General features: G+C 38.7%; 13 protein-coding genes and 1 riboswitch. Of the genes, 2 read left to right on the forward strand and 11 right to left on the reverse strand.

All coding sequences use genetic code 11. The annotated features are described in order from the left end of the window. Positions 1–203: 203 nt before the first annotated feature. The 8 genes from AA0X95_RS18860 to katA form a co-directional block, all read right to left on the reverse strand. A complete protein-coding gene (locus AA0X95_RS18860; RefSeq protein ID WP_413300535.1) occupies positions 204–1,397 on the reverse strand; it encodes a bifunctional 3,4-dihydroxy-2-butanone-4-phosphate synthase/GTP cyclohydrolase II in 1,194 nt (397 codons plus the stop codon). Positions 1,398–1,452: 55 nt separating this feature from the next. Next, positions 1,453–2,112 carry a riboflavin synthase gene (gene ribE / locus AA0X95_RS18865; protein WP_413300537.1) on the reverse strand — a complete coding sequence of 220 codons (660 nt, stop codon included), beginning with the start codon at positions 2,110–2,112 and terminating at the stop codon, positions 1,453–1,455. Positions 2,113–2,127: 15 nt separating this feature from the next. Beyond that, entirely contained in the window at positions 2,128–3,210 is a 1,083-nt protein-coding gene (ribD, locus tag AA0X95_RS18870) for a bifunctional diaminohydroxyphosphoribosylaminopyrimidine deaminase/5-amino-6-(5-phosphoribosylamino)uracil reductase RibD (RefSeq protein ID WP_413300539.1), read from the reverse strand. Positions 3,211–3,336: 126 nt separating this feature from the next. After that, positions 3,337–3,483, reverse strand: a riboswitch (FMN riboswitch). Positions 3,484–3,580: 97 nt separating this feature from the next. Then, entirely contained in the window at positions 3,581–4,051 is a 471-nt protein-coding gene (locus AA0X95_RS18875) for a GyrI-like domain-containing protein (RefSeq protein ID WP_413300541.1), read from the reverse strand. Between the two features lie 139 nt (positions 4,052–4,190). Further along, complete coding sequence (locus AA0X95_RS18880) at positions 4,191–4,715, reverse strand: CBO0543 family protein (protein WP_413300543.1); 525 nt, start codon at positions 4,713–4,715, stop codon at positions 4,191–4,193. 32 nt (positions 4,716–4,747) lie between these two features. Further along, a complete protein-coding gene (locus tag AA0X95_RS18885; RefSeq protein WP_413300545.1) occupies positions 4,748–5,836 on the reverse strand; it encodes a serine hydrolase in 1,089 nt (362 codons plus the stop codon). 95 nt (positions 5,837–5,931) lie between these two features. Then, positions 5,932–6,774 (reverse strand): oxidoreductase, encoded by an 843-nt coding sequence (locus tag AA0X95_RS18890; RefSeq protein WP_413300547.1) that lies wholly within the window; start codon positions 6,772–6,774, stop codon positions 5,932–5,934. Between the two features lie 96 nt (positions 6,775–6,870). Continuing rightward, positions 6,871–8,334, reverse strand: coding sequence for a catalase KatA (gene katA / locus AA0X95_RS18895; protein ID WP_413300549.1), 1,464 nt, complete (start codon positions 8,332–8,334; stop codon positions 6,871–6,873). Between the two features lie 269 nt (positions 8,335–8,603). Here katA and AA0X95_RS18900 point away from each other — a divergent pair, with 269 nt between their 5' ends. Together AA0X95_RS18900 and AA0X95_RS18905 are read left to right on the forward strand one after the other, a co-directional pair. Further along, positions 8,604–8,807 carry a hypothetical protein gene (locus AA0X95_RS18900; protein ID WP_413300551.1) on the forward strand — a complete coding sequence of 68 codons (204 nt, stop codon included), beginning with the start codon at positions 8,604–8,606 and terminating at the stop codon, positions 8,805–8,807. Beyond that, a complete protein-coding gene (locus AA0X95_RS18905; protein ID WP_413300553.1) occupies positions 8,800–9,000 on the forward strand; it encodes a YwbE family protein in 201 nt (66 codons plus the stop codon). Before AA0X95_RS18900 ends, AA0X95_RS18905 begins: the two co-directional genes overlap by 8 nt. A gap of 105 nt (positions 9,001–9,105) precedes the next feature. On the opposite strand, the gene AA0X95_RS18910 is transcribed toward AA0X95_RS18905, so the two are convergent. From AA0X95_RS18910 to AA0X95_RS18920, 3 genes are all read right to left on the reverse strand, one after another. Next, the gene (locus AA0X95_RS18910; protein ID WP_307288414.1) at positions 9,106–9,306 is read right to left on the reverse strand and encodes a cold-shock protein; all 201 of its coding nucleotides are present in this window, start codon (positions 9,304–9,306) and stop codon (positions 9,106–9,108) included. 635 nt (positions 9,307–9,941) lie between these two features. Then, on the reverse strand, positions 9,942–10,691 hold the full coding sequence (locus AA0X95_RS18915; RefSeq protein ID WP_413300555.1) for a Cof-type HAD-IIB family hydrolase: 750 nt from the start codon (positions 10,689–10,691) through the stop codon (positions 9,942–9,944). Between the two features lie 141 nt (positions 10,692–10,832). Further along, positions 10,833–12,548: an ABC transporter ATP-binding protein gene (locus AA0X95_RS18920; protein WP_413300557.1), complete on the reverse strand. Its 1,716-nt coding sequence runs from the start codon at positions 12,546–12,548 to the stop codon at positions 10,833–10,835. Positions 12,549–12,674: the final 126 nt, after the last annotated feature.

Here is a 12,674-nt window from a genome sequence, read left to right on the forward strand (position 1 = left end):
TTGTCTTTATATTAAGGCTTTGTTAAAGTGGTCTGTTGATTTCCGTTCCAGGCACACTTCGCTTTCCGCGGGGCGTTCCGGGAGCCTCCTCGTCGTTCCTCCTGCGGGGTCTCCCGAGACCGCTACTCCCGCAGGAGTCTTTGCGCCTTCCACTCCAATCAACAGAGTATAGAAATTAACAATGTTCTTTAACACAGTCTATATTAATAATGAAACATGTGCCCTAATTTATCATGCTTTGTTCGTAAATAATTGGCGTTTTCTTTTCTCATTTCCATCTGCAGTGGCACTCGCTCAATTACTTCGAGGTCGTAGCCCTTCAAACCTTTAATTTTACGGGGATTGTTCGTTAACAGCATCATTTTCTTAATGCCTAAGTCCTTCAAGATTTGAGCCCCGATGCCGTATTCCCTTAAATCAGCTCCAAAGCCAAGCTTTTCATTCGCTTCAACGGTATCATAGCCTTCTTCTTGCAGCTTATACGCTCTCATTTTATTTAACAGGCCGATTCCGCGTCCTTCCTGGCGCATGTACAAAAGCACGCCATTTCCCGCTTGATTGATTTGACTTAAGGCTGCATGAAGCTGTGGCCCGCAATCACAGCGGTAGGAACCAAAAACATCTCCTGTTAAACATTCTGAATGAACTCTGACAAGAACAGGTGTATCAGGGTCGATTTCCCCCTTCACTAATGCAACATGTTCTTTATCATCAACAAGATTGGAATACCCTACAGCTTTAAAGGTGCCAAATTCTGTAGGCAAATTGATTTCCACCTCACGTTTGACTAAGTTATCCTTTTTGTTTCGATATTCAATCAAGTCTTTAATAGTAATCATTTTTAAGTTTAGCTCATCTGCTATTTTTCTAAGCTGAGGAACACGTGCCATAGTCCCATCTTCATTCATGATTTCACAAATGACCCCCGCAGGCTTAGAGCCGCACAATCTAGCTAAATCTACAGCTGCCTCAGTGTGTCCTGTCCGTCGCAAGACTCCACCTTTTTTTGCGATTAACGGGAAGATATGACCAGGTCTTTTAAAATCACTTGCTTTTGCTTCAGGATCAAGCATGCTTAAGACAGTGGCTGACCTTTCATAAGCAGAAATCCCTGTCGTTGAAAACTTATGATCAATACTGACTGTAAAGGCAGTTCCGTGAGGATCCGTGTTTTTAGAAACCATGGGTATTAAATCCAATTTTTGCGCTAACTCTTCTTCTATCGGTACACATACCAGCCCTCTGCCGTGAGTGACCATAAAATTAATAACAGATGGGGTAGTTTTTTCAGCTAGGGCAATAAAGTCCCCTTCATTTTCTCTATCCTCATCATCACAAACAATGATAACCTTGCCCTCTTTCAGATCCGATAAAGCTTCCTCGATCGTATTAAACATGCCAAACCACTCCTTTTTTATCACTTAACCCATAGCCGTTCCAAACGAAAATATTTTAATAAAATCCATTTTCTTCTAAAAAATTAGCAGTTATTCCTTTTTGGCTCTTTTGCTTATTATCATTTGAAAGGTTTGTTAAAAAATGCCCAACATATTTTCCAATCATATCGCATTCGAGGTTCACTATGTCCCCGGAGCCCTTTAATCCTAATACTGTTTCAGCTAATGTATGAGGTATTAACGATAAAGTAAAGCTGTTCTCCGTTACTGCAAAGACGGTTAAACTTGTCCCATCTACGGCAACCGATCCCTTTAATATGACATATCGCAGCAAGTCTGGGTCTGCTTCAATTTCATAATAAACCGCATTCTCAAGCGCCTGTTTCCTTTTAATGACCCCAGTTCCATCAATATGCCCAGAAACAAAGTGACCTCCAAATCTTCCCCCTGCAGCCATCGCTCTCTCCAAATTTACTTTTGAACCACGCTTTATTGTATGTAAGCTCGTCGCTTTCACCGTTTCAGGCATTACATCAACTGTAAAATGCTTCCCTGAAAAAGAAGTGACGGTAAGACATACTCCGTTGACAGCAATACTGTCACCAAGGTGAACATCTTCAAGTATCCTTTTTGCTTCAATCGTAAGAACAAACGATTCACCCGTTCTTTGCATATTGGCAATGCTTCCTATTTCTTCAATGATCCCGGTAAACATACTAGTTTCTTCTCCTTACATAGGTTCTGCAATGATTCTGATATCATCGCCAATTCGATCTACTTGTTTAATGTTCAATGAAACGGCTTCAGCAATTTTTTCGATCCCATGTCCACCAAATAAAGTTGGCGCCGTTTTTCCGCCAATCAATTTGGGTGCAATATAAGTAATAATCTGTTGAAAAGATCGTTCCTTCAAAAAGCTTCCATGTACTTCAGCGCCACCTTCAACAAAAAGTGAAGTCAATCCCCTTTTTCCGAGAATACCAAGTAAATCCTTTATACGTATGTGGGTCGTTTCCATTTGGATTATTTCAACGCCCCATTCCATGAAAAGTTTGATTTGCTCCTTGGCTACATCATTCCCTGTCACAATCCAAGTCGGTGCTTGCTGATCAGTAATAACCTTGGCATTTAGAGGCATTCTTAAATGAGTGTCAAGAATAATACGGATTGGATTTTTGCCACCGGAAGACATTCTTGTTGTTAAGGATGGATTGTCCTTTATTACGGTATTAACACCAACTAATATCCCATCATGCAGATGGCGGTACTGATGAACATCGGCTCTTGCTTTTTCACCGGTAATCCACATACTTTCACCAGTTACTGTTGCAGTTTTCCCATCTAAACTTGCCGCCGATTTTAATGTGACATACGGCAGACCTGTTTGAATGTTATAAAAAAAGACTTTATTCAGCTCACGAGCTTCCTCTTGGAGTAAACCCACCTCCACTTCAATTCCTGCCTTCTTGATTCGCTCAATACCTGTTCCTGCCACTTGTGGATTTGGGTCAGTTGTTGCCACAAATACTTTCCTCACCCCAGTCCTAATCACCAAGTCACTACAGGGTGGTGTTTTTCCATGATGACTACACGGCTCAAGTGTTACATACAAGGTAGCATCCTTCGCTTTTTCACCAGCCATTTGAATGGCATGTACTTCTGCATGTGGTTCACCTGCTTTTAAATGGGCACCCATTCCGATAATTTGGCCGTCCTTCACGAGCACAGCGCCTACCACAGGGTTTGGAGTAGTTTGACCTAGAGTTCCTTTGGCAAGATTTAAAGCTAGATTCATGTAAAATTTATCGTTCATTTTTTTCTACTCCTTTGAAAAGGATTAAAAAAGACCCTGAAGAAAATTATTCTTCAGGGTCGTTAAAAAGACATTAGGAAATAAAAGCTTAAAAATAGGTATACTTCACCCTACCCATAAACCTCGTTTTTCCTTCTCCCATCCAGACTTTAACTGTCGGCCCTGGAGTTTCACCAGATCCACCGTTTATCCAAGCGGATAACCGGGTCACGGACTAAGAAGCATGGCTTCATCACCGCCGGTTAGGAATTTCACCTGACCCCGAAGGAATTATTTAGATATATTAAATGTTATTATACTTAATTCAAACAGTAAAGGAAAACGCCTTTTAAATTTTCATACAAAAAAACGGCCCTAACTAGGCCGCTTTCTATTCCTTATATGTCTTGATTGGTAAATAAATTTCAAAATGAAGATCTCCTACCGCATTTTGATGTTTATGCTCTTCTTTATAAACTTCTAAACTTAACGCATGGTGATCCTGCTCATATCCATATTCTTTCATCCAATTGAATAATCGAAGGTATGTATGTTCTACTTCCTCTGGTTTTCCTTTATGGGTAGTGTATACATAATTTTTACTAGGAATCGTAAATCCAACCATTCCTTCCGGGATCGAGTCAAGCTTATCTACAGGGGTAGTGACGTAATAGGTGAACTCCGTTTCCCTGCTATGAAAAGGTGCAATGAGAACAGGCTCTTTTGTCTGATAAGGTACTTCTTGCAAACGTGATTCCATTTTGTTAAAGAGACTCGGGATTGTACTTACTTCTGAGTAAGTACCTGTCCACGAAATTCCGACTACCTTAATTTCTTCTTTTTCAATTACTTGGATCCCCAAGCTAATCCCCCCTTTGTTCCATCATATTTCTATTATTCTAAGAATATCCCTTAAAGTCCTGCAAAAATATTTCGACTTCTGAGTTATTTTTAAAGCCAAATAAAAACAACCTTATATGAAGGCTGTTTTGACAGTGTCATTATTTTAAAATACTTGATGAGATATCAAAAGCATTCCAGAGAAAAGCAGCATATATCGCTGAAAGAATCCATGCAAGTAATGGTTTATAGTAATGAATCACCAGAACGGAAAACATGACGAAGCTAAAAAAAGCTGACCACCCTAAATTCCAACCATTTTTATGAATTAATGCACCTAGTTTTAAATCAACGTATTCATTTATTGTATATATTATGGTCCACAATCCGATATTGGCTATCTTCTTAAGGAATGGCTTCGGCATATGACCAAGAAAGATGCTAACTGTTATTGGATATTTTATTAACATCACCAAAAAGGCTATATGAGTATGTTTAGCCCAACCTTTATCACTTCCTACAGGCACATATTCCCACATACTATGCTTATAGAACAAATATTGATAGACCAAATCACCTACCATTAAAAAGAGAAAGGTGGGATAAAAGGCTTTCCAGTTTTTCCAATTTCCCCATTTGATTGCTGAAAAAATATAAATGGCCCCGTATATTACATTCAGATTCACCAGGATGCTCCTTCGCACTCTTAATACACCTATTATTTCCAATTAATTGTAAAATTATCAATAACAAAGGGTGCGCGAAGTTTCTTCGTTTCAATTTGAATAGCTACAAGCTGCTGGTAGGATGAATAACCTCCAAAATACCCATTATCACTAGAAGCGTTATACAAATTCCCAAACATTTTTCTTTCTAAATAATCATAATAAAAGGATCCTTTTTCAAAAGACAATGGTATGTTGCCAATTTTAGCTTCTGCGGTTATAGCCAGCTTTTCACTTCTCTCTTTTGCAATCAACTGATGATGATTGTTTATAATTGAGGCAATTTCAGCGATCACCTCTTGTGATCTTTCATAGGCAATCCCTCTTGTCGTGATAGCTAAGGTATACGGTTCATCAGCAAAAACAATTGCAGCATCGTTATAAATTAAATTCATTGGAATCATTCCAACTTTATGGGCAACCGGCACATCCTTTATACCCTGTGGAATAGTTGTGTTATAAACAGTATGTTCTAGGTACTGGACAAGCTTTTTCCCATTGACGCTTTGGTTTGCGTATCGATACAGTTCCTCTGTATATAGAGTTAAATCGTCAGCTGAGGTCGTATTCCTGCCACCTGGATAGGCATACTCAGCTCCGAGGCTTTTTAAAAATGAAACAAACTGATTGGGTCTTACCCGCTCTTTCAACATAATAAATGCAATATTATCACTATAAATCAACGCTTTTTCGACAAGTTCATCAATAGTATAGACCGAACCCACCTTGTCATTCTGGATGACACCACTGCCGCCATAATAATGCCGGCTTTGATAAGTTAATGTCTCGTTTAAGTCAATCTGACCCTCATCAGCAAGCTTCATCACGAATAAGGCTAACGGAAGCTTGATGGTACTCGCAGCTGGCACTTCCGTATTGCTATTTAATGAATAGCCTTCATTTGTAACAAGATTTTGATAACGAAGGGTCACTTTTCCTTGGTACGGCTTTATGTATTGGGCTAGATCAGCCTGAAGGTCAGTTATGGGCTGGTTTTCCTCTGCCTTTCCTGTTGATTTGATGCCCCCCTGTGTTATTAATAGCAAAGTTAAAACGGTAATGAATATTCTTTTTACTAACACTTTTTCCCCTCCTAGTCACTAAGAACTAGTTTAATAGGGGAAATTTAAAAACATTGTCGAAATGTGTAGAAAATGTAAGTTTTTTGTAGTGCAACTTAATTATGTAATTTTTTTATGAAGATTTTTTCCCATTGTTTCCATGGGATTATGTTTTTAAAGAAAAGAGTTGTTTTTACTCCTTTACCAATTGGAAATCTTAAATTAGATCGACCGCCTATTGAGATTCTTGCTATTTTTTCTGCCACTTCCTTAGGGTCACCGAAGTTTCCTTCACCCAATTGGATGTAGTCTTCAATTTTCTTCATATATTCATAGTAAGGAGATTCTGTTTGTAACGATAATGTGGTCACTTGCTTTCCTGTGGACCAGATATTAGTCTTATACGATCCTGGCTCAATCAAGACAACATCAATGCCAAACGGAACTAATTCTAAGCGAAGGCTTTCACTCCAACCTTCCAATGCATGTTTGGAAGCTACGTAGGGCGAAAGTCCCGGAAAAGCAATTTTCCCACTAATGCTACTGACATTAATAATTTTACCTTCCCCTTGCTTGCGCATAAAAGGTAGAACGGTCTTAGTTACTGCTATGACTCCAAAAAAATTAGTATCAAATTGCTGTCGGTATTCTTCCATCGTAATTTCCTCAACAAACCCTGCAGCAGCATAGCCAGCATTATTCACGAGAACATCAACCCTGCCAACACGTTCAATTAGTGCGGCTAATCTTCCAATTGAACTCTCTGAAGTAACATCTAGTTCATGAACTATTATATTTGATTGTATTGAGAGTCTTTCTGTCTCGTTTAATAGCTCCACACTTCTTTCTGCATTTCTCATTGTTGAGATTACTTGAAAACCCGATTTAGCTAACTCTATAGCTGTTAATAGTCCAAAACCACTTGAAGCTCCGGTTACAATTGCAATTGGTTGATTCATATATCAATTCCCCCATTATTTTACTATCTATAATACCATGAAAAAAGACCGTTCAACTTTTTGAACGGCCTTTGCTTGTTTGATTGTCTTGCTGTTTTATTTTACTCCTTGGGGAATAGCTAAATTCAATCCCTTAGCTATTCTTTCACCATACTCTGGATCTGCTTTATAAAAATGCTGAATTTGACGGAGTTTAATATCGTCTCTTTCCACTGGCTTCATTGCGCCAACAATGGTTTCAACGAGTCGTGCTCTTTCTTCTTCGGACATTAAGCGGTACAGGTCACCAGCCTGCGTATAATGATCATTTTGATCATAGGCTACCTGCTCAGCTACACCTGATACCTGGAATGCAGTCTGTTTATGTTCCGGTGCTTCTTTTGGTCCCCCGAAGCTGTTTGGCTCGTAGTAAACAGAGCCTCCTCCATTATTATCAAAACGCATCGCACCATCACGTTGATAGTTATTTACCTCTGTCTTCGGACGGTTAATTGGAAGTAAATTATGGTTTGGTCCTACACGGTAGCGATGTGCATCAGAATACGCAAAAATACGACCCTGAAGCATTTTATCTGGTGATGCTTCGATACCAGGAACCATTGTTCCAGGAGAGAACGTTGCCTGCTCTACTTCTGCAAAGTAGTTTTCAGGGTTGCGATTTAGGACCATACGACCTACCTCAATTAGTGGATAATCCTTGTGTGACCATACTTTTGTCACATCAAATGGATCAAAGCGGTACGTTTCAGCATCTTCAAATGGCATGATTTGAACATGGAGTCTCCATGCAGGGAAATCTCCATTTTCAATGGCATTATATAAATCCTCCGTATGGTAATCCGGATGATCACCTGCTAATTTTGCCGCCACTTCAGGTGACATGTTTTTGACACCTTGTTCCGCTTTAAAATGATATTTTACCCAAACAGCTTCCCCCTCTTGATTTACCCATTTGAAGGTATGGCTCCCGTATCCATTCATATGACGAAGTGTAGCTGGTAATCCACGATCACCCATTAAGTACGTCACTTGGTGCAAGGATTCTGGTGATAATGACCAGAAATCCCAGACTGCATTTGGATTTTTCAAATGAGTTTTTGGATCTCTTTTTTGTGTATGAATAAAATCAGGGAATTTTATCGCATCACGAATAAAGAAGATAGGGGTATTGTTCCCAACTAAATCATAGTTTCCTTCTTCCGTGTAAAATTTCACAGCAAAGCCCCGTGGGTCACGAACTGTATCAGCTGAGCCCAGCTCTCCTGCCACAGTTGAGAATCGAATAAACATTGGAGTTTGTTTACCCACACCATTGAACAATTTTGCCTTTGTGTATTTGGACATATCATTAGTTACTTCAAAGTAGCCATGTGCTCCAGCTCCTTTTGCATGAACCACACGCTCAGGTACTCGTTCACGGTTGAAGTGAGCTAATTTCTCTAGTAAATGTACATCTTGAAGTAATGTTGGGCCGCGTGAACCAGCAGTCATAGAATTTTGATTATCACCAACTGGTGCCCCATTTCCTGTTGTTAAATGCTTGTTAATGTTGTTACTCATTTAATCACCTCGTAAACTATTTTTTGAACTTAACTAGATTATAATATAAATCTTATTAAAATCAATACTAATTTATAATAATTTTAAACTAATATTGATTATCAATTAGTTGACGTGTACCCACTACTACATAGGTATTAAAAATATGGGACGTTATGCCAAAATTAAGAAATAACGTCCTAAAAAATTCTTTCAACTGTGAGGATTCATTATTAATATAGAAAAAAATAGATTATACTGTAGGTAACGTATATTTTAGGAGGATTATTATGAGTGAAATAAATCAAACAAACCAAACCGAGGAACCAAAAAAGAAGATCAGTTTACAAGAAGCGATGAAGCAGCAGCTTTTAAATAAAAAGAATAAATCCACTTCAGGGAATGCCTCATCGAATAACGCTAATGCGACGCAAAAAATGAAAAGTCAGCAAACCAAGAAAGTAAGTAACTCACGGAGAAAAATGGGTGTCTAACGGCCAAAATCGAAAGGACATTTATCCAGGTTTGGCAGTTAAAATTGTCCTAAAGGCTGATCAAAGAAGCGGCAAATTAACTGCCGGTGTGGTAAAGGATATTCTAACCAATTCCAGTTTTCATCCTCATGGGATTAAAGTGAGGCTGACAGATGGACAAGTTGGCAGAGTACAGGAAATACAAAATATTTAATAGCAACTGTTAAAAAAATTTTTCATGAGCCTCTTCCATGTTGGTGGAGGCCTTTTTGCATAAAAAAACAGACTCCGTTTTGGAGTCTGTTCTATTGGTGGGTCATTATGATTTACGAACGTTAACCGCTTGTGGTCCACGTTGTCCATTTTCAATTTCAAACGTAACCTCTTGACCTTCATCCAATGATTTGTATCCTTCGCCTTGAATCGCAGAGAAGTGTACGAATACGTCCTCTCCACCTTCACGCTCAATGAATCCAAATCCTTTTTCACTGTTAAACCATTTTACTTTACCATGTTCCATTTCTTTGTAGCCTCCTAGCATGTACCTTATACATGAAATTGCAATATACTTGCCTGATTATTTTTACCCGCAAATTTAAAGCTTATACTCACATGTAAAAAAAATTATTATTTACTTTTTTATTCTTTATTTAATGGATGGGAGCAACTAGTGCCCGTTAGGAAGAAAATCAAGATTTCGAGCTCATAGGACCTCTCTATGCGACCTTTTTTACTTAAAAATCTAGATTACGGTCACATAGGACTCCTCTATGTGACCCTTTTACTTAAAAATCTAGATTACGGGCTCGTAGGACCTCTCTATGCGACCTTTTTTACTTAAAAATCTAGATTCCGGGCTCGTAGGACCTCTCTATGCGACCTTTTTTACTTAAAAATCTAGATTACGGGCTCATAGGACTCCTCTATTCGACCCCTTTACTTGAAAATCAAGATTACGGGCTCATAGGACCTCTCTATGCGACCTTTTTTACTTGAAAATCAAGATTACGGGCTTATAGGACTCCTCTATGCGACCTTTTTACTTGAAAATCTAAATTACGGGCTCATAGGACCTCTTCTCTACGCGACCTTCTTTACTTGAAAAAGCAGTGTAATTAATCGGAACGACTAGTAATGTTTTTATCTTCCGTTCCTTCAGAGAACCCATTTATAAATGGCTTTGGCAACTCCGTCTTCTTCGTTTGTTGAGGTAATCCAGTCGGCAGACTCTTTCACAATGTCCTGGGCATTCCCCATTGCAACGCCGATCCCCGCTTCTTTAATCATCATTAGATCATTCATACTATCCCCAACAGCCATAACATTTTTCATTTCAATGCCCAAGCGGCTGCAGACCATTCTGAGCCCTTTAGCTTTATTAATCCCCTGCGGATTCACTTCGATATTTTTTAATGTTGAATTGGTAAGTTCAAACTCACCTTTTGCTTCAAGCACTTGTTTAATTAGCTCTCTTGTTGCATCATCGTCAATAGTAAACCCAAATTTCAACCAATCGATACTATGTAAGTCCTCTGGCATTTCATTATGCCAGCTACGCTCTGTACTGATTGCCCAAAACTTGGTTTGATGTTGTTGTGTTAGTTCCCACATCCATTGGATCAGCTCGGAGTTCACCAGGTTTCTTTCCACTAATTGCCGTTTATCATCCCAAATTTCACTGCCATTAACTGTTACTAAATATGAGGTGAGCTCAAGTGATTCGGCATGCTCCCGACTTGTATGAAAGGAGCGTCCGGTGCTTAATACAACAGCTATCCCCTTTTCCTGTGCCTCCTTAATCGCCTGGCGGTTGGTATCAGAAATCTGGCCTTTTTTATTCAAAAGAGTACCATCCATATCGAGCGCGACAAGTTTGATCTCTACATCATTTAAAAAATTATCCATATGTATGAATTCTCCTTTCGCCATTTCCTTACTAGGGTAACACCTTTTTGGATAAATAATCAAAACTTTTAGTTTACATAATTATATTACACTAAACCTCAAAAAGAACCCTTCTATGTTCAGAAGAGTTCTTTTTGAAATTTATCTCTGAAATTGCACACGATGAAGGTTTGCAAAAATACCGTCTTGTTCTAACAACTCATCATGACGGCCTTCCTCTGCTATTCCTTCTTCTGTTACCACAATAATGCGATCGGCGTTGCGTATGGTCGCCAGTCTGTGGGCAATAATAAGTGTAGTTCTGTTTTGAGCGAGCTCCATCAATGCTTCTTGAATCACCATTTCCGTTTCTGTATCTAACGCAGAGGTGGCTTCATCCAAGATTAAAATCGGAGGATTCTTTAAAAACATTCGTGCAATGGCAATACGTTGTTTTTGGCCACCGGAAAGTTTCAAACCTCTTTCACCAATTTGCGTTTCATATCCATCTGGTAATGAAGCAATGAACTGTTCAAGATGTGCACGGCGAGCTGCATCAGCAATTTCTTCATCTGTTGCATGATGCTTTCCATACGCAATATTCTCACGGAGAGTTCCTGTAAATAGAAACACATCTTGCTGGACGATTCCTATTTGTGAGCGTAACGATTTTTTCGTCATGTCGCGAATATCCATTCCGTCAATGGTGATTCCGCCGCTATTTACATCGTAAAACCTTGGAATCAAAGAACAAATGGTTGTTTTTCCTGCTCCGGATGGGCCAACAAAAGCTACCGTTTCACCCGCCCGTATCTCTAATTGAATATGTTCAAGAACAGATTTATGCCGATCATAACGGAAAGAAACATCATTAAATACAATATTTCCTTTTAATGACTCAACCTCAACCGCATCTTTTGTGTCCTTTACATCAGGTTCTGAATCAATTAATTCAATAAATCGCTTAAATCCAGCCATTCCTTTTGGATAAAGCTCCATAATGGCACTGATTTTATCAATCGGTTTAAATAGAACATTTACATATAGGACAAACCCAACCAGCGATCCATACGTCAAATGACCTGTAAAGCTCAACCATGCTCCATATACAAGAACGACTATGGTAATGAGACGTGTCATCATATAAATACCTGATAAGCTAAATGACATAACCCGGTATCCACCTAATTTTGCCGCACGATAGGTTTTATTATTCTTTTTAAATCTAGCAATCTCAAATTCTTCATTTGTGAACGATTGAACGACGCGACTCCCTGATACACTGTCCTCTACTCGTGCATTCACATCTGCAATGCTTGAATACATTTGCCCCCATGCTTTATTCATTTTCAAATTACAAACAACAACTAGTATCATTAAAAATGGAAGCACTAAAATAGCAACAAATGCCAGTTTAACGTTGATTGTCAACATAATCCAAAACGCACCAATAAAGGTCATCATTGCAATAAATACATCTTCTGGTCCATGATGGGCAAGTTCACCAAGATCAAAGAGATCATTCGTAATTCTGCTCATGATATGCCCAGTTTTCGTATTATCAAAGAAACGGAACGACTGCTTTTGAACATGTTCAAACAACTCTTGTCTCATGTCTGTTTCAATATTAATTCCCAGCTTATGCCCCCAATAATTCACAATAAATTGTAAGAAGGTGCTCAATAAGTATAGAAGGAAAAGACCAATACTAACGGCCACAATCGTTTGCCAGTCCCCTCCAGGCAGTAATTTATCAATAAACCACTGCACTGCTAACGGAAAAGCCAATTCTAAAATGGCTACGATAACCGCGCTACTAAAGTCAAACATAAACAGTCTCTTATGCGGACGATAATATGAAAAAAAACGACGAATCATAGATAATCTCCTTTTTTCTAAGATAGCAATAATAGGATTATACGAGAAAAATGTAAACAATTTCAAGTTTTTTGAAAATTACAGTTTAAAAAAACGCTTGGATTACTTTCCAAACGTTTTTGCGTG

Origin of the sequence: Neobacillus phoenicis, from assembly GCF_047302305.1 — a bacterium.
GTDB lineage: Bacteria > Bacillota > Bacilli > Bacillales > Cytobacillaceae > Neobacillus.